The organism is Candidatus Poriferisodalis sp. (assembly GCF_965205175.1).
Classification (GTDB): domain Bacteria; phylum Actinomycetota; class Acidimicrobiia; order Acidimicrobiales; family Poriferisodalaceae; genus Poriferisodalis.
Window position 1 is genome coordinate 1,513,004 of record NZ_OZ242038.1, and the last position, 26,183, is coordinate 1,539,186.

24 protein-coding genes are annotated in these 26,183 nt (G+C 66.0%); 15 read left to right on the plus strand and 9 right to left on the minus strand.

Annotated features, from left to right (window positions below):
* Positions 1–25: 25 nt before the first annotated feature.
* On the plus strand, positions 26–2,485 hold the full coding sequence (locus tag ACOGI4_RS06670; RefSeq protein ID WP_419840907.1) for a CaiB/BaiF CoA transferase family protein: 2,460 nt from the start codon (positions 26–28) through the stop codon (positions 2,483–2,485).
* Positions 2,486–2,547: 62 nt separating this feature from the next.
* Here the strand turns inward: ACOGI4_RS06670 and ACOGI4_RS06675 are convergent, their stop codons facing one another.
* Entirely contained in the window at positions 2,548–3,624 is a 1,077-nt protein-coding gene (locus tag ACOGI4_RS06675) for an isopenicillin N synthase family dioxygenase (protein ID WP_419840908.1), read from the minus strand.
* A 221-nt stretch (positions 3,625–3,845) separates the two neighbouring features.
* On the opposite strand from ACOGI4_RS06675, the gene ACOGI4_RS06680 reads away from it, so the two are divergent.
* The 3 genes from ACOGI4_RS06680 to ACOGI4_RS06690 all read left to right on the plus strand — a co-directional run bounded on the left by ACOGI4_RS06680 (position 3,846) and on the right by ACOGI4_RS06690 (position 7,224).
* A complete protein-coding gene (locus ACOGI4_RS06680) occupies positions 3,846–4,841 on the plus strand; it encodes an NADPH:quinone oxidoreductase family protein (protein WP_419840909.1) in 996 nt (331 codons plus the stop codon).
* Positions 4,842–4,952: 111 nt separating this feature from the next.
* On the plus strand, positions 4,953–6,065 hold the full coding sequence (gene ald, locus ACOGI4_RS06685; protein WP_419840910.1) for an alanine dehydrogenase: 1,113 nt from the start codon (positions 4,953–4,955) through the stop codon (positions 6,063–6,065).
* 391 nt (positions 6,066–6,456) lie between these two features.
* Positions 6,457–7,224, plus strand: coding sequence for an HNH endonuclease (locus tag ACOGI4_RS06690; RefSeq protein WP_419840911.1), 768 nt, complete (start codon positions 6,457–6,459; stop codon positions 7,222–7,224).
* Positions 7,225–7,523: 299 nt separating this feature from the next.
* Here the strand turns inward: ACOGI4_RS06690 and ACOGI4_RS06695 are convergent, their stop codons facing one another.
* From ACOGI4_RS06695 to ACOGI4_RS06725, 7 genes are all read right to left on the minus strand, one after another.
* Entirely contained in the window at positions 7,524–8,174 is a 651-nt protein-coding gene (locus ACOGI4_RS06695; RefSeq protein ID WP_419840912.1) for a hypothetical protein, read from the minus strand.
* Positions 8,175–8,181: 7 nt separating this feature from the next.
* On the minus strand, positions 8,182–8,379 hold the full coding sequence (locus ACOGI4_RS06700) for a hypothetical protein (protein WP_419840913.1): 198 nt from the start codon (positions 8,377–8,379) through the stop codon (positions 8,182–8,184).
* A gap of 158 nt (positions 8,380–8,537) precedes the next feature.
* Positions 8,538–8,969 (minus strand): very short patch repair endonuclease, encoded by a 432-nt coding sequence (locus tag ACOGI4_RS06705; protein WP_419840914.1) that lies wholly within the window; start codon positions 8,967–8,969, stop codon positions 8,538–8,540.
* Between the two features lie 120 nt (positions 8,970–9,089).
* Positions 9,090–10,607, minus strand: coding sequence for a cryptochrome/photolyase family protein (locus ACOGI4_RS06710; protein WP_419840915.1), 1,518 nt, complete (start codon positions 10,605–10,607; stop codon positions 9,090–9,092).
* Positions 10,604–11,389, minus strand: coding sequence for a DUF1295 domain-containing protein (locus ACOGI4_RS06715; protein ID WP_419840916.1), 786 nt, complete (start codon positions 11,387–11,389; stop codon positions 10,604–10,606). Before ACOGI4_RS06715 ends, ACOGI4_RS06710 begins: the two co-directional genes overlap by 4 nt.
* Positions 11,386–12,501 carry a 3-oxoacyl-ACP synthase III family protein gene (locus tag ACOGI4_RS06720; RefSeq protein ID WP_419840917.1) on the minus strand — a complete coding sequence of 372 codons (1,116 nt, stop codon included), beginning with the start codon at positions 12,499–12,501 and terminating at the stop codon, positions 11,386–11,388. Before ACOGI4_RS06720 ends, ACOGI4_RS06715 begins: the two co-directional genes overlap by 4 nt.
* A gap of 35 nt (positions 12,502–12,536) precedes the next feature.
* The gene (locus ACOGI4_RS06725) at positions 12,537–13,106 is read right to left on the minus strand and encodes a peroxidase-related enzyme (RefSeq protein WP_419840918.1); all 570 of its coding nucleotides are present in this window, start codon (positions 13,104–13,106) and stop codon (positions 12,537–12,539) included.
* Between the two features lie 119 nt (positions 13,107–13,225).
* Here ACOGI4_RS06725 and ACOGI4_RS06730 point away from each other — a divergent pair, with 119 nt between their 5' ends.
* From ACOGI4_RS06730 to ACOGI4_RS06765, 8 genes are all read left to right on the plus strand, one after another.
* A complete protein-coding gene (locus ACOGI4_RS06730) occupies positions 13,226–13,792 on the plus strand; it encodes a carboxymuconolactone decarboxylase family protein (protein ID WP_419840919.1) in 567 nt (188 codons plus the stop codon).
* A 57-nt stretch (positions 13,793–13,849) separates the two neighbouring features.
* A complete protein-coding gene (locus tag ACOGI4_RS06735) occupies positions 13,850–14,104 on the plus strand; it encodes a type II toxin-antitoxin system Phd/YefM family antitoxin (protein ID WP_419840920.1) in 255 nt (84 codons plus the stop codon).
* The gene (locus tag ACOGI4_RS06740; protein ID WP_419840921.1) at positions 14,095–14,487 is read left to right on the plus strand and encodes a type II toxin-antitoxin system VapC family toxin; all 393 of its coding nucleotides are present in this window, start codon (positions 14,095–14,097) and stop codon (positions 14,485–14,487) included. The genes ACOGI4_RS06735 and ACOGI4_RS06740 overlap by 10 nt, the downstream gene beginning before the upstream one ends.
* Positions 14,488–14,852: 365 nt before the next feature.
* Positions 14,853–18,185, plus strand: a complete 3,333-nt coding sequence (locus ACOGI4_RS06745) for a hypothetical protein (RefSeq protein ID WP_419840922.1) — start codon at positions 14,853–14,855, stop codon at positions 18,183–18,185.
* A 121-nt stretch (positions 18,186–18,306) separates the two neighbouring features.
* A complete protein-coding gene (locus tag ACOGI4_RS06750; RefSeq protein WP_419840923.1) occupies positions 18,307–19,836 on the plus strand; it encodes a hypothetical protein in 1,530 nt (509 codons plus the stop codon).
* Between the two features lie 508 nt (positions 19,837–20,344).
* Complete coding sequence (locus tag ACOGI4_RS06755) at positions 20,345–20,620, plus strand: helix-turn-helix domain-containing protein (RefSeq protein WP_419840924.1); 276 nt, start codon at positions 20,345–20,347, stop codon at positions 20,618–20,620.
* A 57-nt stretch (positions 20,621–20,677) separates the two neighbouring features.
* Positions 20,678–20,935, plus strand: a complete 258-nt coding sequence (locus tag ACOGI4_RS06760; RefSeq protein ID WP_419843101.1) for a HipA N-terminal domain-containing protein — start codon at positions 20,678–20,680, stop codon at positions 20,933–20,935.
* Positions 20,919–21,704, plus strand: coding sequence for a HipA domain-containing protein (locus ACOGI4_RS06765; RefSeq protein WP_419840925.1), 786 nt, complete (start codon positions 20,919–20,921; stop codon positions 21,702–21,704). Before ACOGI4_RS06760 ends, ACOGI4_RS06765 begins: the two co-directional genes overlap by 17 nt.
* A gap of 130 nt (positions 21,705–21,834) precedes the next feature.
* On the opposite strand, the gene ACOGI4_RS06770 is transcribed toward ACOGI4_RS06765, so the two are convergent.
* Complete coding sequence (locus ACOGI4_RS06770) at positions 21,835–22,596, minus strand: RDD family protein (RefSeq protein ID WP_419840926.1); 762 nt, start codon at positions 22,594–22,596, stop codon at positions 21,835–21,837.
* Positions 22,597–22,872: 276 nt separating this feature from the next.
* On the opposite strand from ACOGI4_RS06770, the gene ACOGI4_RS06775 reads away from it, so the two are divergent.
* The 3 genes from ACOGI4_RS06775 to ACOGI4_RS06785 are packed head-to-tail and all read left to right on the plus strand — an operon-like array spanning position 22,873 to position 26,152.
* Entirely contained in the window at positions 22,873–24,009 is a 1,137-nt protein-coding gene (locus ACOGI4_RS06775) for a hypothetical protein (RefSeq protein ID WP_419840927.1), read from the plus strand.
* 8 nt (positions 24,010–24,017) lie between these two features.
* Entirely contained in the window at positions 24,018–24,878 is an 861-nt protein-coding gene (locus ACOGI4_RS06780) for a hypothetical protein (RefSeq protein WP_419840928.1), read from the plus strand.
* Positions 24,875–26,152 carry a CpaF family protein gene (locus tag ACOGI4_RS06785; protein ID WP_419840929.1) on the plus strand — a complete coding sequence of 426 codons (1,278 nt, stop codon included), beginning with the start codon at positions 24,875–24,877 and terminating at the stop codon, positions 26,150–26,152. The genes ACOGI4_RS06780 and ACOGI4_RS06785 overlap by 4 nt, the downstream gene beginning before the upstream one ends.
* The last annotated feature ends 31 nt before the right edge of the window (positions 26,153–26,183 follow it).

Genomic DNA, 26,183 nt, shown 5'->3' on the forward strand with positions numbered 1-26,183 from the left:
ATTCGACCCGACGGGGGGAGTCCTTGTGCTGAAGTGTCGCGTCCTCGACCTGTCAGACCACCGTGGTCAGCTGGCAGGAGCACTGCTCGGCGACTTGGGTGCCGATGTGATCTTGGTGGAGCCGCCCGGCGGCTCAGCTGCTCGCCGCGTCGGCCCGTTCGTGACCGGACGCGAGGGCGACCCCGAAGCGTCCTTGGCGTTCTGGTCCTACAACCGCGGCAAGCGCAGCGTGGTGCTTGATCTCGACGACCCTCGCGACCAGTCACGCTTGCGAGACCTCGCCGCTCGCGCCGACGTGGTCATCGAATCCGATGCCCCCGGTGCGATGGCCGCTCGCGGACTCGGTCCCCACGACCTGGCCCGCATCAACCCGAGCCTCGTGTACACGTCGATCACGCCGTTCGGACAGAGCGGGCCCAAGGCGGATTGGGCCGCCACCGACTTGATCGTCTCCGCGGCGGGCATGTTGTCCAACATCGTCGGCGACGAGGATCGTCCCCCGCTGCGCATCCCGCTGGATCAGTGCTTCCTGCACGCTTCCGCCGAAGCGGCGGTCGCGTCGTTGATCGCGTTGCGCGAACGCAAGCGCAGCGGCGAGGGCCAGCACATCGACGTGAGCGCGCAGCAGGCGGTGACCCAGGCCACGCAATCGGCCACGCTGTGCCACCTGTACAACTCGCCCGAGGTTCGCCGCATGAGCGGCGGTGCCCGCTTGGGCCCGTTCCGCGTCCGACTGCGCTCACCGGCTGCCGACGGCTACGTCTCGGTGACCATCCTGTTCGGGGAGTCGATCGGCCCGTTCGGGGCGCGCCTGTTCGAGTGGATGCATGCCGAGGGTGGCTGCGCCGACAGCGATCTGGAGATCGACTGGATCAACTTCGTGGAGGGTGTGATCACCGGTCGGATTCCGCCGACCGAGTACGACCGCATCCAGCAGGTGGCGGCAGACTTCACTGCCACGCGGACCAAGGCCGAGCTGCTGGAAGTGGCGTTGGAGCAGCGGCTGCTGATCGTGCCGATCACCACGGTCGCAGACGTGGCGGATTCCCCTCAGTACGCCGAGCGCGGCTTCTGGCGCGACATCCCAACTTCGGGTATCGACGCAGTGCGCTATCCGGGTCCGTTGGCTCGGTTCAGCGCGACTCCGCTGGATGTCTCGGCGCCCCCGCCGTCGGTCGGCGAGCACACCGAGCAGGTGCTGGCCGAAGCAGCGGCACGCCCGCAGGTCGCGCAGGCCGGAGTCTCGGCGGCGTTGGTGAATGCGGCATCGGCTGGCCATCGGGATTCGGAGCTGCCGCTCGCAGACGTGAAGATCCTGGACTTCATGTGGGTGATGGCCGGCCCTGGATCGACGCGGGTGCTCGCCGACTGGGGTGCCACGGTGGTGCGTGTGGAGTCGTCGCACAAGGTCGAAGCCGCTCGCACCATCCAGCCGTTCCTCAACGACGAAGCCGGTGCGGACAACGGCGGGCTTTACCAGAACATGAACGCTGGCAAACTCGGCATCACCATCGATATCTCCAAGCCAGAGAGCCGCGAGCTGATCTTGGACCTGGTGCGCTGGGCAGATGTCGTGTGCGAGTCGTTCTCCCCGCACGCGCTGCGCGACCTCGGTTTGTCCTATGAGGAGCTGCGTGAGGTCAAGCCGGACATCATCATGGCGTCGAGCTGCTTGTTCGGCCAGAGCGGCCCGTTGTCGTCGCTGGCAGGTTTCGGCACGATGGGCGCGTCGATGTCGGGCTTCTATGAGATGACCGGCTGGCCGGACCGCGACCCGGCCGGCGTGTTCGGTGCCTACACGGACTACGTGTCGCCCAAGTTCCTCAGCGCGGCGCTGCTGGCCGCGCTGGACCACCGCGACCGCACCGGCGAGGGCCAGTACATCGACCTGTCGCAAGCCGAAGCGTCGATGACCTTCCTGGCGCCGGCAGTGCTCGACTACGGCGTCAACGCGCGGCTGCCCGACAAGCTCGGCAACGACCATCCCGCGATGTCGCCGCACGGCGTGTTCGCTGCCGCAGGCGAGGACCGCTGGGTCGCGGTGGCCTGCGAGAACGACGATCAGTGGCGTGCGCTGTGCGGCGTGATCGGCGCCGAATCGCTCGCCGGGCTCGGTGTCGACGAACGGCGAGACCGTGCCGAGGAGATCGTCGGTCTCATCACAGCGTGGACCTGCGGGCGCAGCGGCGTCGAGGCCCACGAGGTGCTGCAGACCGCCGGCGTTCCGGCGCATGCGGTGGCCGATTCGCAGGACATGGCTGCCGATCCGCAGCTGCAGCACCGGAAGCACTTCCGCAACGTGACCCATGGCACGAACGGCACGATGTGGGTCGAGGGCACCCGCTTCTCGATGTCGCGCAGCACAGACGGCATCAGCCACGGCGGCCCGACCTACGGGGAACACACCTTCGAGGTGCTCGAAGAGCTGCTCGGTTACGACCAAGATCAGACCACCGAGTTGGCCGTAGCAGGCGTGCTGGAGTAACTCCCTCCCAGTAGTCCGACCCCGCAGTGCCGGTCGGATCAGGCCGGTCGGATCAGGTGCAGCTAGCTCCCGAACGAGCCCACCTTCTCGCCGGTCACCAGTTCGTAGTTCCTGTTGAGAAACCAGCGTTGGTAGTCGCCGTAGGTGATGGGATCGTGCCGTGACGGACGCTCTTCGCTCACTGTGGTAGGCACCGGTTCGACGACTGCGTCGTCCCGAGCGCCATAGAAGAACGGCACCGCGTAACGGTCCCCCGCCGACAGGTTGCGAACCCGGTGCGCCGTCGACCGGTACATGTCGTTGGTCCACCGCTTGAGCATGTCGCCGCTGTTGACGAGGTAGGCGCCGCTCAGCTGCGGCGGCGCAATCCAGTCATGTCCAGCCGGCCGGATCTCCAGCCCTGGCACATCGTTGGCGGGCAGGAAGGTGAAGACCGAGCTGTCGGTGTGCGGCGCCAGGCCCCACTCGTGGTCGTCGTAGTCCATCGGCGGATAGTGCGACATGCGCAACGACACGCTGGGCCGGTCGAAGTGGGCATCGAAAGCGTCCCGTTGCAGGTTCAGCGAGAGGGCCAGGACCGGCAGCATGCGCGCGCCGAGCTCGATGAGCTGGTCGATGTAGGACTCGCAGCGTTCGGCGAAGTGCATCAGCGGTGGGTATTGGTTTTCGGTGTGGTAGCCGTGACGATGGCAGAAGAACGCCTCGTTCTGGTTCGGCTTGCGCACAGGCCCGGCGATGTCGGAGGCGTAGGAGGTGCCGCCGCCCATGCCCAAGTAGCCGCCGACGGTCTTGCCCATCGGTATCGATTCCTTCACCGGCTGCGGCAGTGCGTGCAAGCGTCGAGCCTCGTCGAACATCAGCTCGATGGTCTCAACGGCGACTCCGTGGTTGACGATGAAGAAGAAGCCCACCTCGGTGAGGGCGTCGCGCAGTGCATCCGCGAGGGCGGATTCAGCGACGGGGTCAGGCACAGGCTCGGTGAGCGGGGCCACGTCCAGTACGGGAATCACGCCGGTGCCCAGTCGCGATGCCGCGGCCGGTGCCGTGCCAGCGGGTGCTGTGCCGGCCGGTGCCGTGCCGGCCGACTGAATCTGAGGCAGTCGCGCTCCGGCAATGCGGTGCTGTGTGTTGTGGGCCACGTGATCCCCCCTCAGCCTGCCATGAGCGTACGCAAGCCACCGTGGTGAAGCCTGCTGCCGAATGGTGTCACCGGTCATTGCTACGGTGCTGCCGTGCTGGAAGCCTGCGAAGTGCCAGTTCGGGTGAGCGGACAGGTCCGGGCTGGCCAGGTCCGGACCTGCAACAGACGTTGGGCCGGCATGCTCCGGGCCTGCAAACGCGGCCGATTCAGGGGAGACCGATGAGAGCGTGGCGGCTGAACGAGCTGGGGTATCCGTGGGATGTGCTGGAGCTGGGCGAGTACGACTCGCCCGAGCCCGGCCCCGGCCAGGCGCGCATCGCCGTGGAGGCCGCCGACCTCAATTTTGCTGACATCTTGCACTGCCAGGGCACCTACCAGGAGCGGTGGGATCCGCCGTTCACGCCCGGCATGGGTGCGTGCGGCACGGTGACCGCGCTAGGCCCCGAGTGCGGCTTGGACATCGGCGTCCGAGTGATCGGCAACAGCGCCGGCGGCTGGGGCGGCTACGCGAGCGAGGCGCTCATCAAGTGCGCCACCGCACGCCGGGTGCCAGACGACGTCTCGCTGCCTGCGGCGTGCGCGGCCAATGTGATCTACGGCACTGCCTGGTTCTCGTTGTATCGGCGAGGGCAGATGCGCGCCGGCGAGACGGTGCTGGTGCTGGCAGCCGCCGGCGGTGTCGGCTCAGCGGCGGTGCAGATGGCCAAAGCGGCCGGCTGCACGGTGCTGGCGGCGGCCGGCGGGCCGGCCAAGACAGAGACCTGCCGCGGACTCGGCGCCGACGTCGTCATCGACTACGACAGCGACGACCTGTACCAGAACGTGATGGATGCCACAGGCGGGCGGGGCTGCGACATCGTCTACGACCCGGTCGGCGGCGAGTACTTCGACGTGGCCAGGCGGCTCGTTGCTTGGGAGGGCCGACTGCTGGTGGTCGGGTTCGCCAGCGGCACCATCCCCAGCGCGCCCGCCAACCACGTGCTGGTCAAGAACTACTCGGTGGTGGGGGTACACATGGGCGGCTACCGCGGCCGCAAAGACGAGGTGCTCGAGGAGTGCTACGCCGAGATCTGGCCTCAGGTGGCCAACGGCACGCTGGAGCCGCTCATCAGCCGGCAGCTGCCGCTGGAGGGTTTGCTCGACGGCCTGCGGGACCTGCACGAACGTCGCACCACCGGACGCGTCCTGCTCCGCCCGGACCTGCCGTATTCGTAGGCTCTCGCGGGCATTGAGCGACCCCTGCGACGGGAGTCCTGTCCGCCGGTGCGCCCGGAGAAACCGCACGAGAGAAATCGCACCAGCGGGTAACTGCTGAGGAGGCGGCCAATGTTGATCGGAGTGCCTCGCGAGGTCAAGGCCGGCGAGCGACGCGTCGGTCTGACGCCGCACGCCGTGCGCGAGCTGGTGCGCCACGATCAACGAGTAGTGGTGGAGACCGGTGCGGGTGCCGGCATCCGTGCGTCTGACGGCGACTACGAGGCTGCCGGTGCTCGTATCGGCGGCCGCGAGGAGGTGTGGGATCAGGCGGAGCTGGTGGTCAAGGTCAAGGAGCCCCAGGTGTCGGAGCGCAAACGCCTCGGGGAGGGCCAGACGCTGTTCGCCTACCTGCATCTGGCACCGGATCCCGATCAGACGGCTGATCTGGTGGCTAGCGGGGCAGCATGCATCGCGTACGAGACCGTCACCGATGCGCGCGGCGGTCTGCCGCTGCTGGCGCCGATGTCGCGGGTTGCCGGCCGACTGGCGGTGCAGGCCGGCGCGTGGGCCTTGGAGGCGGCGCACGGCGGCAGCGGCGTGCTGATCGGTGGTGTGCCCGGTGTGCCGCCGGCTCGCGTGGTGATCATCGGCGGGGGAGTGGTTGGCGAGAACGCGGCGGAGGTCGCCATCGGCATGGGCGCCGATGTGCGCGTCCTGGACATCGACCCGGTGGCGCTCGACCACCTCGAGCAGCGCTTCGGCGCGTCAGTGGTCACGGTGACCTCCACTCGCTCGTCCATCGAAGCTGAGGTGCTGCAGGCCGACTTGGTGATCGGCGCCGTGCTGGTGACCGGCGCCCGAGCCCCCAAGCTGGTGACCGCCGACATGGTCGCTCAGATGCGCCCGGGCTCGGTGGTGGTCGATGTGGCGATCGATCAGGGCGGCTGTTTCGAGACCTCTCAGCCGACCACCCACGCGGAACCGACCTATGTGGTGGACGATGTCGTGCACTACTGCGTAGCGAACATGCCCGGCGCGGTACCCGTCACCTCGACCCGGGCCCTCAGCGATGCCACGCTGCCCAGGGTGCTGGCGATTGCCACCGGCGGCTTAGAGGTACTGTGCTCCGACCCGCATCTGCGAGCAGGCCTCAACGTCTTCAAGGGCCACATCACCGAACCGCACGTAGCCGCCGCCCTAGACCGCCCCTACACCAACCCCCTCACCGCCCTCAGCGCCTGACTGCTCTGGCTCGTCACGCCGAGCATTCCGAACGCTTGGATCTGTGCAGTCGGCAGTCTCACGGCAAGCAACTGTTGGCCGTCGCTCGCCGACGGCGACACTGTCACGCCAGTTCAGACGAGACTGGTAGTGTATCGCCGTGGCACTGTTGAGCGATTATCTGAACCTCAGCGACGCCCAAGCGCGACATCAATGGGGCAGCATCTTGCGCCGGCGGCCTCGCCCTCGACAGGTGCGTTTCGCACCGGTTGAGACGCTCTTGTGCTATGGCTTGTTCCTCGCCGATGATCCGGTCGTGGACCCACACCGTTACGGAGGAGCCACTGTGCACACAGCTCCTCAGCTAGTTCATGACCTAGCTCGCCTCTTCGTGCGGCCCGCGAGCTCCATAATGAGCAAGATGATGAATCTCGATGGTTCCCGAGTCAATGGCGCGAAGCCGGAAGTGCAGCTGTTTGTGGCTCTGAGCGCGAATAAGGACCAGTATTACCGACTGTATCTCGTGGCCTTACGCGCTGCTCGTCAGATGGGTGTGAATGATCAACAATTGCCTGATTTTCTGCAATATGAACAATGGTCTCAACTTGATCTAGAGGAACTAGATGATCTCCGCTCACTCAAGCATGTCGATGAGGCCCGCTATCAGGAGATTATTGAGGAAGATGCAGTGAAACTCCGCGCGCAAAAGCTACGCTTAGGTCAGGTACTATCGGCCGCAGAAACAACCCAAATAGTCCAGCACCGTGCGCGGATTGGACAACGTGCATTTCGTGTCGATGTACTGCGTAACTTTGACTATACTTGCGGCTTTTGTGGCATGGCACCGAGGTCGCTGTCTGGCAACCCACTTCTGGTCGCATCTCACATCAAGCCCTGGGCGGACTCGACAAACCGTGAGCGTAGGGACCCCCATAATGGCATCGCAGCCTGCCCAATTCACGATGCCGCATTCGACAAAGGGCTGATTACCGTTAACGGTGGGCTACGCGTGCATCGATCTCGCAAGCTTCGCCAGAGCATCTTAATTGATGTCGGGGTTGAACACAATTTTGGCGATTCACTAGCCGACACACTGCTCGTGCCACCTGGGACTGCATCTCCGCGGGGATCCTATCTTAGCTGGCACCAGCAGCATGTGTACCAAGATACATTGCCCTGAACGGCCGATTTGGCATGTGCATTGGCACCATCTCATGCATCATGGCGCCGTGCCGCCGAGCTCACTGGAACCTGCGCGCTTGATGCTGGTACGGCGCAATCGCGATGCCGTTGGCGGTCGCGCATGTTACGGCGAATCACTTTGTGCCGTTACGGCGGCGAGTGTCGCCACGCGACGTGTTGCGCTTGACGGCGCGCCGCTCGCTCTGTGGTTGCGAGCCTGCTTGGGACATGTGCCGCGGGAATCGCGAACGAGTGCCAGTGGCCTAGACCTATCCGTTGCCCGACAGCGCTGTGCCGTCAATCGACGGGGGCGAAAGTGAGCGCGTCCAGTTGTTGTTCGCGGTCGCTGCCTTCACAGTCCCACAGGGTGGCGCGGTCGCAGCGGTATTGATCGAGCGACATAGCACTGGTGAACTTTGGGGTGTTGCCGGTGAGGTCGAGTACGCCGAGCAACACGTCGTCTTGGTCGATGCGAAGCCGACGGTCAGAGGGGCTTGCGAATGTCGGGTCGGTGTCTACACGGTTGCCGACCAGCAGATGCAGTGGTTCGTCGAACTCCCAAGTGTATTCCGTGGTGGTCAACGCATGCAAGGCGGCGTGCGTGCCATCAGCAGCTTCCATGTCGACGCATCCCGGTACTGGCTTCAACCCGGCACTGCTCTTGTCCAGAGAGGTCTTGGACCACCAGCCAGTCACTTCACGGCTGTACAGCACAGTGACCGCATCAAGCGTTGCCTGCGCGTCGGAGTGAACCTCGCCGCATCCGCTGGGGATCAACGCATGCACGATGAGCGAATTTTCTTGTTCCGACGCTCTCGGAGGCATAACGATCGCCAAAACGATGATCGCAGCGAGGACGGCCACGTAGGCCGCTACCCACAGTATCGCTTGGAACCCAAGCCGGCGGAACAAGCGTGGCTTCTTCTGGACCGTCGTTTCTGTGTTCATCTGCCTCTCATTCCTTGCAACGGTGGTGTTCGAGGTCGTACACCCGACGGTCGAGCGAAGCGAGCGCACAGCGGTCCTTGTTCGCAGCGGCGACGATCTTGACGGCGACGCGTGTCGCGGTGCGCGAGGCACCCCACCCCCACAGACAACCGCCGATGAGTCCCGCTGCTCCGACCGCGAAGCCCGCGATGCACAGTCCGCTCATGTCGCGCAACGTACTTCGCGCCCGTCGAGAGTCCAGTGGGATTTTCTGGCGGGCGTTCGTGGTCGACGGCAGCGGCTGGGTTCATGGCGCATGGCCGGGCATAGTTTGGCGCTGGCCGGCGGCGGCAGTTGCCGAGCCTTGCGCTGCGGCTTCTGCGGTTATGGATCGGCCAGGCGGCGGGCTCGTTCGCGGACGAGCTGCTCGATCTGGTCTGCGGCGTCGTTGGGCTCGGTGTGTTCCCAGATGCGCACCGGCGTCCAGCCGGCCTCGATCAGGCGAGCGTCGGTGTCGGCGTCGCGGGCCCGGTTGCGGGCGATCTTCGTCTCCCAGTACTCGGCGTTGCGACGAGGCTGAGTCCCGTGCTCTGGGCAGCCGTGCCAGAAGCAGCCGTCTACGAACACGGCAACCCGCAGCCTGGTGAACACGATGTCGGCCTCGCGGCGCACCTTGGGCAGCGGCCGGCGATGCACGAAGTAGCGCAGTCCGCGTCGGTGCAACGCCGAGCGGATCCGCCGCTCCGGCCCGGTGTCGCGGGAACGCTGCTTGGACATGCGCTCCGAGGCGGGACCCGGCAGCACCCGTGGCTCCATCGCACCGGTTCTACCAGTCGCTGCAGTCACGCTCCCGAACGGTGAACCGACGGTGCTGGACCGAGTGAGCGGGGCCTGCGCAATCATCGCCGCTGCCGGGCCGATGATGCGTTTGACGAATCACCCGCTCTCGGCGAGTGTGGCCTGGTAGGCGGCCAGCGTTTGCAACCGTGCCTCGCCGTGATCGACGATGGGCGCGGGGTAGTCGCTGCCGAGCGTCACCCCCGCTGCGGCGAGCAGTTCGGGTGATACCTCCCAGGGCGCGTGGATGGCCTCGGTCGGCAGCCGAGCAAGCTCGGGAAGCCACTGCCGCAGGTGCGTTCCGTCGGGATCGAAGCGGCGGCTCTGCGCGACGGGGTTGAAGACTCTGAAGTAGGGGGCTGCGTCGGGGCCGGTGCCTGCCACCCATTGCCAGTTGCCCGCGTTCTGGGCTAGTTCTCCATCGGTCAGCAGGCGGCGGAACCAGCGCTCGCCACGCCGCCAATCCACCAGCAGGTCCTTCACCAAGAAGGATGCGGCGACCATGCGCAGCCGATTGTGGATCCAACCGGTGGCCGCCAGCTGCCGCATCGCTGCGTCCACGATGGGGTAGCCGGTTCGGCCCGCGCACCACGCGTCGAAGTCGCGTGCGGCTTGGTCGCCGGTGCGCCAGGCGACGCGGTCGTAGGGGGGCTTCAACGCTCTTGTGGCGATGTGCGGGTGTTCCCAGGTGAGGTGCGCGTACCAGTCTCGCCAGGCCAGCTGACGCACGAACGCTGCCCGGCCCGGGGTACCGGTGCCGACCGCAGCCACGACCGCACGGGGCGACAGCAGGCCGAAGCGCAGCGCGACACTCAGCTGCGACGTACCGCCGATGCTGCAGAGGTCGCAGGGCCTGCCGGCCGGCGCATGCGTCGAGAACAGCCGTGGCTGCGATGCGCTGCCGGCACCGAAGAGATCGCGGCTCTCGTCGTAACGGTCGACTGCTGTGAGCCACCGTTCGAGCTGTGCCTCGGCGCAGTCAGCGGACCACATCTCGGTCCTGGAGTCGGACTCGCCGCCGGTCCGGTGACTGTCTGGCTGTGGCGTCGGCAGTTTGACGCCGCGTCGTGCGAGCTCGGCCAGCGCGTCGGACAGCGTCATCGCAACCTTGACGGAGCACAGCATCTTGTTGTCGGCATCGGCCCGAGGCGGCAGTGGCGTGGCTTGCCAGCGGCGCCAGAACGGCGTGAACACGCGAGACAGCGCGCCGCTGCGGGTGAGCACGCTGCCCGGCGGCTGCACCACAGTTCCCCAGTACACCTCGAGCGGACACCCGAGCGCCGCTGCTGCAAGCCGGTCCCGCCGCTTCGAGTACGGCGTGACGTCGGTATTGACGCATACGGTGGTGGTGCCCAACTCTGCGGCCATGCGCGGCAACTCCTGCGCCGGGTCGCCAACGGTTGCCCGCAGCGACGCACCCAGCCGTTGCAGGGCCCGGTCCAACCCTGCCAACGCACCGAGGTAAGCACGCAGCCGATGTGGCCCCGCAGCCGCACACAGTTGTGGCTCCAACACCACGACGGGCACTGCGGTTCGCCCGCTCGTGGCCGCAGCCCACGCCGGATTGTCGGTCAAGCGCAGGTCGCGCCGGAACCATGCCAACGCGAGGTCGCTCATCGTGTGCGTGGCGGGTTGCGGCGCGGAGGCAAGGGCACGAAGGCGCTCGTGTGCGCCACGTAGGCAGCGTAGGCAGGCCGCCGGGTGCCGATCGAGCGTTCGAGCAGCGCTACGCCGGACACCCGCAACAGCAGCACTGCCATGAGGATCGGCCCGACAGCCGTCCAGTAAGCGCCTGCGGACGCAGCAACCAGGTAGATGCCCCACCACACCAAGGAGTCGCCGAAGTAGTTGGGGTGCCGGCTATAGCGCCACAACCCGCTGTCGAGCACCTTGCCGCGGTTGGCGGGATCGGCCCGAAAGCGCCTCAGCTGACGGTCCGCGACAGCCTCGAACGTCAGTCCGACCGCCCATACCGTCGCACCGACCCAGTCCAGCCAGCCGAGTGCCGCTGTGCCGTCTGCACCCAGCACGGCCTGCAGCGGCAGCGAGACCACCGTGGCAAGCAGGCCCTGCAAGCCGAACACGATCACCAGGCTCCACCACGCGAATGGCCGCCACTTGCGGCGCATGGCGACGTAGCGGTGGTCTTCCGGCTCGCCTCGCTTGCGAATCGCCAAGTAGACGCCGAGCCGCAGCCCCCAGGCCGTCACCATCCCGATCAGCAGCAGCTTCCGGCCGCTGCCGCTGCCAGAGGCAATCCAGTTGGCCCACCCGATCGCCACAAACAGCAACGGCCACAGCGGATCCACAATCGACGCATCGCCCCAGCGCAGGCTCAACAGCCAGCAGCCGAGCATCAGCACAGCCACAACAGCAGCTGCGAGTCCCAGTGCGCTCATGGCCCGACAGCGCCGCGGTACGGTTCGCGATACAGCATCGCCCCCCAGTGGGCGCCGGCACCGAAGCTGGTGAACGCCACGAGCGAGCCAGGCCCGATGCGGCCGTCGCAGCGAAGCTCGTGGAAGAGGATCGGCAGCGTCGCCGCGGTGGTGTTGCCCCAGCGGTCGATGTTGGACGGCACCACCGACTTGTCTACGCCGAGGCGCCGCCGCACTCCGTCCAAGATGCGCTCGTTGGCTTGATGGGCGACCACCACGTCGAGGTCGTCGAGCGTGTGGCCGGCGCGAGCCAGTGCCTGCGTCACGGCATCGGGCATGGTCTCGACAGCCAGCCGGTACAGGCCGCCGCCGTTCATCACCGGATGGTGCAAGCCGTTATCGATCTGGGCCGCGTCCGCGTACGGGCGCTGCAGCGACCCCAGTCCGGGCACTTCGATCAGATCGGCGTGAGCGCCGTCGCTGTGCAGCACCGACGCAAGAAAGCCCACTGTTGCCTCACGTCGTGCTTCACTGTGAGTCGTGGCGGCGGGCGCGCAGCGCTGGAGGACCGCAGCGCCCGCTCCGTCGCCGAACAGCACGCTCCAGGCTCGATGCCGATTCGCGAGTTCGCGCTCGTCTTCGGTGACTGGTCGGTCGGTCCGGCCGAGGACGATCTCCCAAGCGTCGCCCCACGGCAGGTAGCCAGCGTGGACTTCGGCGCCGGTCACCAGCACGGCGTCCGCCCGCTCGGTGGCGATGAGCATGTCGGCCAGGTCCAAGCCGAACAGGAACCCGGCGCACTGCTGTCGCAGGTCGAAGGTGGCCACGTTGCGAACGCCGGTCTGGTGCTGCACCGCACCGGCGATGCCCGGGGCCTGGCGGTCGGGCGTCATGGTGGCGCAGATCACCGCGTCCACATCCGCGGCAGCCAGGCCCGCGTCGGCGAGCGCGGCACGGGCCGCCTCGGCACCCAAGTCGGATGCGCCGGTGCCCGGTTCGGTGAAGCGGCGGCTTGCGACGCCGGTGCGGGAGCGGATCCACTCATCGGTGGTGTCCATGATGCGGGCGAGCCGGTTGTTGTCCACCACATGGGGCGGCTGTGCGATGCCAGTGCCCGTGATTGCCGCCGCCATGTCGTGGCGAGGCTAGGCGCTCAGCTTGGCCCGGGTCACCGGCCCATGGTGAAGAACTCGTCGTTGGGGCGCATGGACGTGAGGTGGGCCATGCGGTTCGACATGGCGAACAGTGCAGTGATGGCCCCGATGTCCCAGATATCGTCGTCGCTGAAGCCGTGAGCCCGCAGCTCGTCGTGGTCGGCCGACGCCACCGTCCACGGCTCGCGGCACATCTTCAGTGCGAAGCCGATCATCGCCCGCTGCCGGTCGGTGATGTCGGCCTTGGAAGGGTCGACCGCGAGCTGATCGGCCAGCAGCCGGTCCTTGGCTCGGATGCGCAGGATCGCGCCGTGCGCAACAACGCAGTAGAGGCAGTTGTTGGCCCCGCTGGTGGCCACCACGATCATCTCGCGTTCGGCTTTGGTGAGCCCGCCGGGGCCTTCCATGAGGGCGTCGTGGTAGGCCATGAAGGCACGCAGCTCGTCGGGCCGGTGCGCCAGTGCGAGGAAGACGTTGGGCACGAACCCGGTCTTGGACTGGATGAGCTCGATGCGTTCGCGCAGGTCGTCTGGGGTGTCGGCGAGGTCGGGCACCGGAAAGGTCGAGACGGCAGGTTCGGTCATGGCCAGAGCCTAAGTGTCGGCAGATGTGCAGTGAGGCAGTGGTGCCGTGAGCGTTCGGCAGCGTCGTGCTGCGCAGTTCTTCTGCAGTCGGCCAGTCGACACGAGAGGACTGTTCGCCCATGCAACTGCCACGCCCCGCCGCGCCGCGCCTCCAACCCATTCCCAAGGTCGCCGAGCGCGCTCGCGAAGTCATGGAGGCTTCGTTCGCCAACGCCGTCAACATCATCGCGACCCTCGCACACAGCCGGCCGGTCTCGCGAGCGTTCGGCGAGTTCGCCCAAGCCATCCTGTTCAAGGGCGACCTGTCGCGCCGCAATGTGGAGATCGCCGTGCTCCGCATGGGCTGCAACTGCCAGTCCATCTACGAATTCGGCCAGCACACGCTCATCGCACGTGCCGAAGTGATGACCGAGGAGGAGATCTATCTCGTCACCCGTCCGATCTCGCAGGGGCGCTGGACGCAGGCGGAGGCGGCACTGTTGCAGGTAGTGGACGACCTGTACAGCGACGACTGCGTCAGTGAGGCGTCCTGGGTCGAGGCTGTTCGTCACTTCCACGAGGCAGAGATGGTGCATCTGATCGCAGCGGCTGGCTGCTACCGGATGGTGAGCGGACTGCTGAACAGTCTCGGCGTGGAACGCGACGCGGGCGTGCCCGGATGGCCCACGGCGACGCCGGCGCCATAGGGCGGCGCATCATCCGGCACCCTCCTCGGGGTGTCGCACTTCTGCTACAGTCGTGCTGTGAGCGAAGTGGCCTCCCGAGAATTGCGCAACAACACACGGGTACTGCTTGACCGCGTGGCCTGCGGGGAGCGCATCACGGTCACCGTGAACGGCCGTCCCGTGGCCGAACTGGGTCCAATAGGTGACCGGCCTCGGTGGATGGCTCGAGGCACATTCATCCGTGATGTGCTGACACATCAGGCCGACGCTGCGTTGTCGGCTACTCTGGCCTCGCTCACCGACGAGACGACTGACGAGCTGCCGTGGCGCTGAGTCGGGGCTTAGCGGACACGTCCGTATTCGTCGCAGGAGAGGCAGGACGGCCGATCCGCACCGAACATTTCCCCGAAGAGTTGGCCGTCTCGATCATCACAGTCGGCGAGCTGCGAGCTGGAGTGCTTGCGGCAACAGACACGCGGGTTCGCGATCGACGCCTCTCCACTCTCGCAGCGGCTCTGGCGCTCCAGCCGATACCCATCGACAACAGTGTGGCGGTGCGTTGGGCCATGCTACGCGTGCTCTTGCGTGAGGAAGGGCTGCGTATGCCTGTCAATGATTCGTGGATTGCCGCTACCGCCATGGCTCTCGAGGTGCCGGTCGTCACCCAGGACGCTGACTTCCCCTCGATTGACGGATTGCAAGTGATCCGTGCATGAGGATGGGCCTTCGCCCTGTTGGCCTGTGGTGATGCTGGTGCCGTAGGGCGGCTGCGGTTTGGGTTTGTGGGGGGGTGGTGTTGTTGCGTGTGGGGTTGGGGTTGTTGGTGGTGTTGGGGTTTGTGGGGGTGTTGGTGGGGGTGCCGTCGGCTGCGGGGAGCAGCGAGTCGGGGTCTGGGTGGGTGGCGGCGTCGGCGGTGTGCGATGCGGGTTGGGTGCTGGGTGATGACGGCAGGTGTTCTCGGGTGGTGAGCGAGGCTGCGGGGCGTGCGTGTCCTGCGTCGGTTGGGGGTAGGTCGGTGGTGTTGTCGGGGACGGGGTGTGTGTCGGCGTCGCCGCATTCGGTGCTGCCGAGCTTTGGCTGTGTGTCCGCGAACAGGGGTGTTGTGGGTGCGCGGTTCGTGCTGGTGGGGTCGCCGCCGTCGTGCGAGCGGACGGTGGCTCGTGAGGTGACGGTGACGCGGGTGGTGACTGAGCGGGTGCGTTACACGGAGCAGTATCGGGTGAGGGTGGCGCCGTTCACGAGGCGGGTGCGGGTGGCGCCGTTCACCCGGACCTACATGGGGATGGAGACCTACACGTACACGGTGCGGGTGCGGGTTGCGCCGTTCACGGAGCGGGTGCGGGAGTCGCATCGGGTGCTCGAGCAGGTGCGGTATGTGTCGCGGGAGCGGGTGGCGCCGTTCACCAAGCGGGTGCGAGTGGCGCCGTTGACTAGGACGGTGCGCCGTGCTTATCGGGTGACGCAGCCGTATTGCGCGGTCTATGACGTGGAGTTCGGGGTGGGCTGTTTGAGCTGGAAAACGCGTACGGTGACGAAGTATCGTACGAGCACGGTGGCGGTGTACAACTATGTGACGCGGGCGGTGTTCAACTATCGGGATGTGGTGCGGTACCGGCCTGAGTGGGTGACGCGGTACCGGTATGTGACCCGGCAGGTGTACAACTATCGCAGCGAGCAGCGCACCGGCGTGCGCGAGACGCTGCACACCGAGCCGGTGTACAACTACAAGAACGTGGACGTGTTCAACTACGAGACCCGTGAGCGTGAGGTGTGCTGCAGGCTGCAGCGACGCACCGTCACCGAGACCACCACGGTCCGGGAGAGAGAGTCGGCGGTGCCGGACGCGTCGTGCATGTTGTCGGGCTACGCGTTGAGCAGCGGCGGCCGCTGCGTGCAGCCGGCGGGTGCGCGCCTCGCGGACGCCGGCTACGCGTGCAGGGCGGGCTGGACGCGGGCTGCGGGGGACTCTCGTTCGTGTGAGCGGACGCTGTACAGGGCGCCGCGGTGGGTGTGCCCTGCTGCGCCCAGCCACACCTTGGACACGTCGGGGACGGTGCCGGTGTGCCGTTTGGCGGCCGGGGTGTGCCCGCCGGCGCGGCTGGGAGCGTTGGCGTCAGGCAGCCGCACGCTGACGGGCACACTGAACAGGCAGTGCCGCTCGGAGCGGGTCGGCAGTGCTCAGTCGCCGCACTGGGCGCGAAGCTGGACGTTCACCCTCACCGCCCAAGCCACCCTCACCGCTGCGGTGTCGTCGACGCGAGGAGCGACGCTGCATCTGGTCGACACCGTCTCCGGCGCTGCGAAGAGCGTCGGCGGACGGCTGGCTGCGGGCAGCTACCTGATCGAGGTCGCCGCTGCGAGGCCGCGCACCGCTAGCAGGTTCACGCTGACGCTCACGATCGCCGGAACGCCCGCAGTGGTCATCTCCGGGCTCGCCGACGCCACCGCAGTCCCCAGGCTGGGCGCCACCACAGCCGCCGTGTCCACAGCGTTCGCTGTGGACCCCGCCGACGCAGCATGCACCGCCGCACCCACAGGCCCCACCGTGGTTCCCGTAAACGCACGGCAGAGCGCCTCGGCACTCTCGAAAGCCGCGCCGGCAGGCACCACGGTCGCTCCCGCAACCGGACGCAGCCGCACCGTCACCCACACCGTTCCCGAAGGCACCACCGTGACAGTCACCGTCACCTGCGCCAAAGCAGCCCACACCGCCACCGCGCGAGCCAAGCTCACCGCCACCAACGCTCCGGTGCAGATCAGCGGCCTCGACAACGCCGTCGCCGCATCCTGGGGCGCCCCAAGCGTCGCCGTCACCGACACCTTCGAGGTCACCCCCCACAACGCCACATGTGCTGCCAAGCCCGCAGCCGCCACTGTCGCCCCCACGTCAGGACGCGTCCGCACCGTCACCCTGCGAGTCGCAGCAGGCACAACCGCCACGGTCACCGTCACCTGCGCCAACGGCACCCAAACCCACACAGCGACAGCGCAGTTCACAGCGACCCCGTTCGGCCGATGCGACGCCACCCTGGGCAGCTTCGGAGCCGGCACCGCCACCGTGCACGGCAGCCTCAGCCCCGAAGGCAACTGCAGAACCCAGCACGGCCGCGGCGTCCGCTACGCACGCCGCCACACCCTCACCCTCGCCCACCCCGGCTGGGTCACCATCACCGCCACATCCACCCAGTTCGACACCTACCTGCGCATCCTGCGAGGCGCCACCCGCACAGGACGCGCCATCGCACAGCACAGCAGCAAAATCGACAGCAAGCTCCTGCCCGCCGGCGCCTACACCATCGAAGTCACCACCCGACAACGCCACAGCCGCACAAACCCCGACCGCACCACCGGCGCGTACACCCTCACCGTCACCGTCGACCACACCCCACGCACCAACCAGCCCGCCGCGCTCAACACCGCCGCCGGCACCAACACCACGACCGCCTGGGCCTACCAGCCCGCAACCGCCGAACTCGCCGTCACCGCATCCAGCGGCGTCACCGCCAACCTCACCGCCCGCAACGGCAAAGCCACACTCAACACCGCGCCCACACGCACCGGCGCCCACACCGTCACCGTCGCCTACGCCAACGGACCCCACAAACACACCCAGAAGACCGCCATCACCGCGTTCGACGGAAACTGCCCACCAACGGCCGTACGGCAAGTTGGCCGCCAGCATGTGCACGGCCATCGCGCACGGCAGCCTCACTATCACCTCAAGGACGGCGGCCACCTCGACTGCCGATCGCACACCCCGCCAGCCTGCAAGGACGGGCCCACCAACATGTGGAACCCGGGCGTTGGTCACAGACCGCGGAACATCGACTCCTGCACCAAGAAGAATCGCAGCGGCATCATCGACAACGTCGAGCAGCTGCCGTGGAGTCCCTATGATGTCGACACACGTGGTAACCCTGTCATCTGCGAAGGCGTACGAAACACCAATTTCGCAACTAATCCGGCGAGTGCGCTCCAGGAATGCCTCAGACTTTACAACCTCACAGTGTTTACGTGGAACAGCGGGTTCGACCTCGACACAGCAATCCGCGAATACGAGCAAGAGAACAACCGACGAATTCCGGCTGACGTACGCAATGATCTCGTGGCCATTGCGCAGGCAATTGAGAACAAAGAGACGATTTTGATGGGCACCCAAGAGCTGCCGCGGAGAACTGGGTCCAAAACGCTTGATGACGCCATCCTCCAAGTCGTATGTGAGGGCATCGTCGACTATGCCGCGGACAAAGGCGCGAGCGCTGCTGCCAAAAAAGTCGGCGCATGGGCCAAGAACAGATTTCCGACAGGCAGAGTGTTCCGAGGAGCGATCAAGCTCGGTCTCTTGATCGGCCTCGGGCAGACAATCTTGGAAGTAACGTGGAGCAACCTCACGGCGGACGCGGCCTGTGACTGACAGCAGGCATCACGCACGGCGGCTGCGTTCACGCCTGCTGCTCACCGGCGGGTTTGTGCTGGTTGCCGTTGTAGCCGTTGTGATGTTGGCGTGGCTGCTCGGGAGTGACGATGGCGATACGGTGGTTTCTGACGCACGGGGGTCGGGTGTGGCGTCTGATGTCTCGGACGCCTCGGGGACGGGTTCGGGCAGTACGGGCGGCGGTTCCGGCTTGGAGGATGGTTTGTGGGATGTTGCGTTGCCGGACGCGGCTGCGGTGTGGGAGCGTATCGCGGCCGACTACTCGCTGGATCCTGATCGCAGGTTCAGCGACGAAGAACTGGGGCTGTACGCGATCGTCGACAAGATGATGTTCTATCGGTCCTATTTCGCACGAGCCCGCACAGCCGATGAGTACCATCGAATTGAAGAAGAGCGCTACGACCGTGTGTTCTTCGCACCGCCGGGGCATGAGCGTGATCGTCTGCAGTTCGAGTTAAGTGCCGAGTCGCAGTTGCTGACTTCGGGAAGGCGCGAGATTTTCGAGTTGAGTGATGAGGGTCCGTTGTGGCAGGCGTATATTGAATGGATGCTGCTGTGCTTAGCCGATGCGGAGTTCCCGGATGCGGTCGTGAATCCTGAGACCGGCGACGAGATTCCGATCTACGTTGCAGAAGACGAGCAGCTCGCAGGCCATGTGTCGTCGAGGGGGTTCACGCGTGACGAGTTCTACGACCTGCGCTACGACTGCGCCCGCCGCGCGGTGACGTACCCGACGCTGGACCCGGACACGCGTGACCGCTTGCTGGACCGTCTGCGACGCCATTACTTGGAGCAGCTGCATTACGTTCTCGACAATTGCTATCTGGCCGAGGTGCCCCTCGTCGAGCCCGTCGGGTGGACCACGCCGGTGCTGGAGAACTCCACGGGGCGGGGATGCGACAAGGACCAGCCCGACCCTGCCACAGTCGACCTCGACACGCTCACCTGGGACGACCTTTACGGCCCGGTGCCGGGCGTGGCGCAGCGTCTGAGCGTCTACACCCACTTCGAGGACGTAGGTGTGCTGGAGTTCGTGCAAGGCTATGTTGCCGGCTTCCCCAACCAGGCTTGGCGTCTCGCGGTGGACGAGTTGGGGCTGGCGTGGATGGGCAACAGCGTCGCATACCATGCCAGTCTCGACGTCGACAGCCCAACCCACCAGGACCAGCAGCGGCTCCGCTTCGAGCAAGCCGTGCTCGACACCGCAGTTGCCGTGCTAGAAGAAGTCGCTTCGATGCACGGCGACCACCAGATCCTGCTGGACGCCTTCCACGACGCAGTGGACGACTGCGCACGCGACCATTTGGGCGCGGACGCCGGCGAGTTCTCAGACCACATACGCGCAGTGCTCGAGTCCGATGACCCGGTCGGTGCTCTCAGCCGGGTCGCTGAGGACGGCTACCCATCCGGGCTTGGCTACTATCATTATCTCGAGCTCCGCCACAAATGCCTGCGTCATGCCGTCGCCTACCCGACGCTCGACGCTCAACAGCGCGACGAGCTGCTCGCCGACCAGCGAGCACGTCTCGCCCGCGAACTCCTCGAACGCCTCCACCACGACAGGCCCAACCTCGAAACACCGCCCGAATACAAACACCAACTCAACCAACTACGCCAACACAGCACCTGACCGCCGCAACACCGGCGAGGCCAGATGCGCGGCACCCATCAACCATCGCACAGTCTGCTGCGATTCGCCTCCCGGACGAGCGCGGTCGATCAACTCTAGGCCCTATGTCATCTTGCTACTGTACGTGCTGGCTCTGTGCTGGTTGCGCCAGTTGTGTTGTGTCGAGAGGGCGCTGTTGAGTTGAGCCTTCTGTGCGAGTGTTGTGCCTGTTCTGGATGTCACGACGACAGGAAGCTCGATGCGGCACGCTGATGCGCTGTTGACGCTTGCGGGCCGGCTGCAGCTGGTGTAGCGGGTCTTGGTCCGTCACGGCTTGAATCGTTGCTCGTGGACGGGTCCGGCAGCAGGCGACCGCTTTCAGGTTCTGACGTGACGGCGGGCCGCGGAGCAGCATCAGCCGGCGCGACGGCCGAGATGCGTGCTGACTGCCGCTCAAGAATCTGAATGTGAGGATTACGTCACGATAGCACTGACGTGAGCTAATGCTCACATCTGCTAGTCTGATGCCATGATCGAAAACACGGCAGATGTGCAGCCGAAGGCCATCCCGTACCGCAACTTGCGATCCTCGTCACGCATCGCCCACGCTGTCCGCGACGCCCGCATGTCGTCGGGTCTGCTGATGGTCGAAGTGGCAGAGAGAACCGGCGTGCCTTGCGAGACCGTCTCTGCAATCGAGAACGGCCGACGCGACCCCCGTGTCGGAACACTGACCGCCATTTTGCGAGTCCTCGGCTATGAGATCGCCTTTCTGCCCGTAGCTCGGCCCGCCATGCCCGACTGACCAGACCGGGCCGCGAGCAGTCTTGATGTCTAGCTGCATGGCCGGCTCATCGGCGCGATTGCTGCTGACAGTGCCGGACGAACGACCTTCACTTACAGCGCGGCCTGCCTGCACGACCAGACGGTTCCGCTGTCTCTGAGCGTCCCTCTCGGACAAGGCCTGCACCGCATCGATGCGTGGCTCGACGGAATCCTGCCCGACAATCCCGACGTGCGCGTGGCATGGGCAGAGCACAGCGGTGCCAAAGGCTCACAGCCCGTCGATCTGCTGGCAACGCAGATTGGACTCGACTGCGCCGGTGCCGCCCGACTTTGACCGTGCCGAGGGGTGCTTGGGCGGTGTGGCCCGCATTCATCAAGAAGACCTGTGCCAAGCGCTCGGCATTCGCCCCGCCGAAAAATATCAGGACCGTGGCGGCCCATCGCCCGAACGGATCGGGCGGCTCATGAGAGACGAGTCGAGCGACCCTCAGCGAGACCTCCGACACTTCCGCGACGCGCTCATCTACAACTGGGCAATCGCCGCCCCCGACGCGCACGCAAAGAATTGCAGCATGGCGCTTCTCTGCGGCGGCCGTGCCGAGATGACACCACTCTACGACGTGATCTCCTATCTGCCATATGCGCAGGATATTTCTGATCGAAAGCTGCGCACCGCCATGCGCATCGGACGCGACTATACGCTGCGCAAAGCAGATCGCGTGTCAGCATGGGAGAGCACGTCTGTCTCAATCCAGCTTGATCCTGCCGAGACAGCAGCATGCGCTGTCGAGATCCTCCAATGCGTGCCTTCAGCCATCAGCGATGCCATCGACAGCCACGGCGATGAGGATCGTGCGTCGCCGCGCGTCGCTGAACTGCATCGCCACATCCGTCAACGCTGCAGCGAAGTCCGCAGTCAATTCCGCACTGGGACCGTACCTGCGGCGCGCGCCCCTCAGCCGACTCCTGCGGCCACGCCGAGGTCTGTGCTGTGCGGGGCACGCACGTCAACAGGAACATGCAGACGACGGCTGGTCCGCCGCGCCTGCCCATTGCATCCGAACAGCCCCTGCAGTCGCAAGGTGGATGGCCCAGGACGCTGAATCATGCCAGACACGACATCGTTCGAGGCGGTACACCCGCATTACACGTCGACAATCCTACACAATCTTGCAGCCAGACCGTCAACTTTGGAAGTCGTGCCGTCGCCACCTCGACAAGCTGTCGGCAGCTTCATTCAGATGGAAGCACCGCAGGCGCTGCTGCCGGACGCGGATACCGCGGGCGTAGCGCGAGATCGTCGGTCTCTTGACTGTTCGGTACACCGTCTGAGCTTGATGCCGGCTGCGGTCGCCGCTTCAATGTGACCAATGACCGGGCGGCCATGTCGTGCAGACCCCGGTCAAACATCGACAACAGCAGGAGCGCTGTGAATGCGGCATACAGCAGCCCAAAGAAGGCGATGCTGAACGAGATATACATTTCTCGTGCCCATGCGTCGGATCTTGATTCTGCAATGACGAACACAGTCAGGAGAATCGGCCAATGCAGACTGCGCGCAAGCGACGACATCACGCCGAGCGAGCGGCCTTCGCTGCTGGACACTACACGCAGGCCGCGGCACCATTTGCCCAGCGTGCTGCCGCCCAGCCAAACAAACACTACGTCGTAGAAGAATGCCGTGATGTACCATGACACCTGCAACGTCACCAGTCTTCCGTATGGGCCTCCTATCTTCCCGGTGTAATGAACTATTCCATCATCGCCGGTGCGGTAGCTCTCCGGTAAGTGGTACCAATCTGGGTCAATGAGTGCCCACGGCGGCCTCGCCCACATCACCCATACCGCAAGATACGCAACCCAATAGGCTACAACAGCGACCACGAAGAAATCTATCGCGCGCGCAACAATGCGACGCCGTCTAGGCGCAAGTGCCACCACGACGCCATTCGGCAAACGAGCCACACCGCCCTGGAACAACTCCAGCCCGCCCATCACCCAGACATGCTGCCACACAACAGAGCTGGAGCGCGATCACGACTGCGATCACCGTCGCGTAGGCCGAACTGACCTCCGCCGATGCCGTGCGCATTGGCGCATTACGGTGACGGGATGCCGTAGCCGTAGTCGCTGCCGCCTGCGCCGCTAGGCACGCTCCCGGGATCCGGCGGCGCTTGCTAGCGTCTCGTAGCGCTGAACAACATTCGATCTGTTGCGCCGGCTCAGCCCGAGCGCTGCTACATGCCCGCGAATCAGAGGGAACCCCAACACATGGATGCCATCGAAGCACCGGCGTCTGCGGCGGCGACGGCGGCGCGGGTTGCCGAGCCGAAACGCACCCGGCGCAGGCTGTCGCCTCGGATGCGCAGAGTGCTGCTCGCCATGCTCGGCGTCGCGATCTCGGGGGGAAGCGTTGCCGGCTTCTACTACATCGCTGACGCATTCGACGAGCGCATTCGCGTGGTGGTCGCCGCCCGGCCACTGTCGCAAGGTCACGTGCTGGCCTCTACCGATCTCACGCGATCGCAGGCACAGCTGGGAGCCATCCCCCATATCGCGTGGACGCCTGGCATTGAGGATGCGCTCGCGGGTTTCGCCCTGACCGACGACATCCCGTCCGGTGGACTCGTGGCGCCGCACATGCTCGTCGCTTCTGCAACTGAGCCGATCGGCGACGAACTGGAAGTGGTGGTGCCGCTGGACACCAGCTTGGTGCCGTCATCCATGTCCGACGGCGACCTCGTTCTGCTGATCGACCCGGGCGCGGCGCCGTCCGGCGACGGGCCTGGCAGGCCGCGCTCGGTCATGCGCGCACTGCAGCTTCGCAACTTCGACGGCTCAAGCGTGCGGATGTTCGCGCCGCCCGAGGAGTGGGTCTGGTGGAGATCGCTCTCAGCCAGGCTCGGAGCAACGCCGATGCTGCTGCCGGTACCGCTCGGCGGCGATGCGGCCGAGTTGGCCGGCCGTCTGGACAGTTTGTGGGCCACAGCACATGAAGGAGCGGCAGCGGCGTTGCATCCATTCGGGGAAGGATGGCTGGACGAAGCGGCACCTGGAGAACTCGAGGTGCTGGTGCCGATCGACGAGAGCTTGGCGCCGTCGGGCGTCGCCGAAGGCGATCGAGTGCTGCTGGTGGACCCGGGTGTTGCCCCCTCAGCGGCAAGTCTCGGCCGGCCTCGCGCGGTCCTGCGAGCAGTGACTCTCGAGCATTACGAGCCGGGCGTGCTCGGCATCTGGGCCGAGCCGGAGGAGTGGGCGTGGTGGCACGCCCTTCCCGAGAACCTCGGCGCTTCGCCGATGGTGCTGCGCGTAGCGCAGGGCACCTATGTCCCGGACGTGACTGATCGGCTCAATGTGCAGTGGCTGTCGCAGTGGGAACAGGCCATTGCGCAGAATTGGGCGGGTTAGGTCGGCTCATGCGCCTGCGCCGCCGCCGCACGGCACCGAAGGCAGCCCGGCTGAATCGGCGCGAGATCGCAGAGATGTACGCGGCGGACGCGATGACAAATTGCTTGATCGCCGTGGGAGCAGCCGAGGGTGCAACTCACGACAGCGGTGCCGTCGCATTCGCCATCGCTCGTCGCTGGGCGGCGCATGGGCGCAACGTCCTCTTGGTCGATGCAGATGCATCGGGGCCCAAGCTCGCACGGCGGTTGGGCGAGGCGAACAAGTCCGTCCTGTCGCCCGCGCAGCGCGGTCTCCCGTCGCTCATGGCTGCACGCCAGCCAGTCACGGCGGAACTCTTGCGCCAACACTGCTGGAACCTTGACGTGCCGGGCACCGGCAGTCTCTGGCTGCTGCTCGGACCCACCAGCACCACCGGCGCACAGCTTGCAGCCAAGTGGCTGGCGCAGAACGCGGACGACCTCTCCGCTGCAAGCTCGGACCGCTGCATGATCGTGGACATGTCGCCTGCTGCGATACGCGGAGAGGAAGCTCCTGGAGCATTCATGCAAGCAGCGGGCGCAGTCGTGCTCATTGCCCCGGCGGGCGCAGGCCAGTCAGCCGAGGCGATGCGGGTGCGAGCAGTTTCACCGGACAACGGGACGGAACGCCATGTCGTGTGCCTCGTGAGCGACGGTTCGGCCGTCGACGGCAGCGACGACACGTGCGATGCACTGGACATGCGCGTCGTGGGCCGGCTCGAAGGCGTCCGTGAGCGACTGCTGCTTCGCAAGGGGCTGCGAAGACGGCGCCGCAAGCCTGCGCGGCTCGTTGACGAAATGGCCGCCCGCGTCGCGCTGCTCGCCTCGAACGGCGATCGGGACGAGAAGTGAGCCTGCGCGAAGAGATCTGGGAGGCAGTGCTGCCTCGCGTGCAGGACTACCGACTGACTGCCACCGACGAACCGCGCATCGTTGCGGAGCGATGCCACCAGATCGCACGTCAAGTCACCCGCAGGCATGAGGCCGATGCACTGGACGCTCAGGGACGGACGCTTGCCGACATAGACTTGGACTGGATCTCTGCGCAGCTCGACGCACTGCTGGGCGCCGGACCGATCGAGAGCTATCTGCGGCGCCCAGATGTGGAGAACATCTACGTCTTCGGTCCTCATCGCGCCGTGCTGGGTTTGACCGGCGGCCGTCAAGAGCACATCGATGAGCCGTTGTTCGCAAACGAACACGAGATGATTCGTTACGTCTCACATCTCGCAACCACGCACGGCCAAACGGGTCGCAGATTCGATCACTCGGCGCCGCTGCTGGACTTGCGGCTGCGAACCGGCGAGCGTGTCTTCGCCGCGATGGCGGTGTGCGGCACGCCGTACTTGACGGTGCGCTGCCACCGTCATCGTCTGATCCGTATGGAGGACCTCATTGCCAGCGGCTCGCTGACCAGCCAAGCCGGTGAACTGCTGCGCGCCGCAGTGCGGCCTCCGGCACCGGCGAACGTGCTCGTGTGCGGCGCACTCGGCTCGGGCAAGACCACCCTGCTACGAGCGCTGCTCGCCGAGGTCGGCACGCACGAGATTGTCTGCACGCTCGAACAGACCTTCGAGCTGTTCCTGGACGAGACTCATCCGCACACGTTCGCAGCCGAGACGCGTGAGGCCAACAGCGACGGCGAGGGCGAGATCACCATGGAAGAGCTGGCCAAGCGGTCCCTGCGCTCCGGGGCGGACCGCGTCATCGTGGGCGAGCTGCGAGGCCCGGAGGCCGCCACGTTCTTGTCGGCGTGCGGCACTGGCTCTGACGGTTCGATGGCCACGATTCACGCTTCGTCGCCCCGGCAGGCGCTGAGCCGTCTGGTGCGATACTGCTTGGCTTCAGGCCTCGCCGGCGCGCAGTCCGCCCTCATTCAAGAAGCAGCCGAAGTCATTCATCTCGTAATACACATGCACAGCGATCCGCGCACCGGTTTTCGTGGTGTTCGCACTATCTCCGAGGTCGTGGGTTCCCAAGACGACCGGTTCGAGGTCCACGACCTATTCGGACGACGCCAGCGCAGTCAGCCGTTGACGCTGCTGAATCGGCCGCGCAACCCGGACATGCTGGAGCGGCTGGCCGAGGGCGGCCTCGATGTTGCCGACTGGCCGGCTAGCACCTGACCGCTGATGCTCGTGCCGGTCGCGTTCGGAT

Excerpts from the sequence above, each read along its gene's own strand:
- ACOGI4_RS06715 (WP_419840916.1), bottom strand. The coding sequence starts at position 11,389 with ATGAGCGCACTGGGACTCGCAGCTGCTGTTGTGGCTGTGCTGATGCTC.
- ACOGI4_RS06720 (WP_419840917.1), bottom strand. The coding sequence starts at position 12,501 with ATGGCGGCGGCAATCACGGGCACTGGCATCGCACAGCCGCCCCATGTG.
- ACOGI4_RS06755 (WP_419840924.1), top strand. The coding sequence starts at position 20,345 with ATGATCGAAAACACGGCAGATGTGCAGCCGAAGGCCATCCCGTACCGC.
- ald (WP_419840910.1), top strand. The coding sequence starts at position 4,953 with ATGTTGATCGGAGTGCCTCGCGAGGTCAAGGCCGGCGAGCGACGCGTC.
- ACOGI4_RS06730 (WP_419840919.1), top strand. The coding sequence starts at position 13,226 with ATGCAACTGCCACGCCCCGCCGCGCCGCGCCTCCAACCCATTCCCAAG.
- ACOGI4_RS06780 (WP_419840928.1), top strand. The coding sequence starts at position 24,018 with ATGCGCCTGCGCCGCCGCCGCACGGCACCGAAGGCAGCCCGGCTGAAT.
- ACOGI4_RS06690 (WP_419840911.1), top strand. The coding sequence starts at position 6,457 with ATGAGCAAGATGATGAATCTCGATGGTTCCCGAGTCAATGGCGCGAAG.
- ACOGI4_RS06725 (WP_419840918.1), bottom strand. The coding sequence starts at position 13,106 with ATGACCGAACCTGCCGTCTCGACCTTTCCGGTGCCCGACCTCGCCGAC.
- ACOGI4_RS06695 (WP_419840912.1), bottom strand. The coding sequence starts at position 8,174 with ATGAACACAGAAACGACGGTCCAGAAGAAGCCACGCTTGTTCCGCCGG.
- ACOGI4_RS06680 (WP_419840909.1), top strand. The coding sequence starts at position 3,846 with ATGAGAGCGTGGCGGCTGAACGAGCTGGGGTATCCGTGGGATGTGCTG.
- ACOGI4_RS06775 (WP_419840927.1), top strand. The coding sequence starts at position 22,873 with ATGGATGCCATCGAAGCACCGGCGTCTGCGGCGGCGACGGCGGCGCGG.
- ACOGI4_RS06770 (WP_419840926.1), bottom strand. The coding sequence starts at position 22,596 with ATGGGCGGGCTGGAGTTGTTCCAGGGCGGTGTGGCTCGTTTGCCGAAT.
- ACOGI4_RS06700 (WP_419840913.1), bottom strand. The coding sequence starts at position 8,379 with ATGAGCGGACTGTGCATCGCGGGCTTCGCGGTCGGAGCAGCGGGACTC.
- ACOGI4_RS06710 (WP_419840915.1), bottom strand. The coding sequence starts at position 10,607 with ATGAGCGACCTCGCGTTGGCATGGTTCCGGCGCGACCTGCGCTTGACC.
- ACOGI4_RS06705 (WP_419840914.1), bottom strand. The coding sequence starts at position 8,969 with ATGGAGCCACGGGTGCTGCCGGGTCCCGCCTCGGAGCGCATGTCCAAG.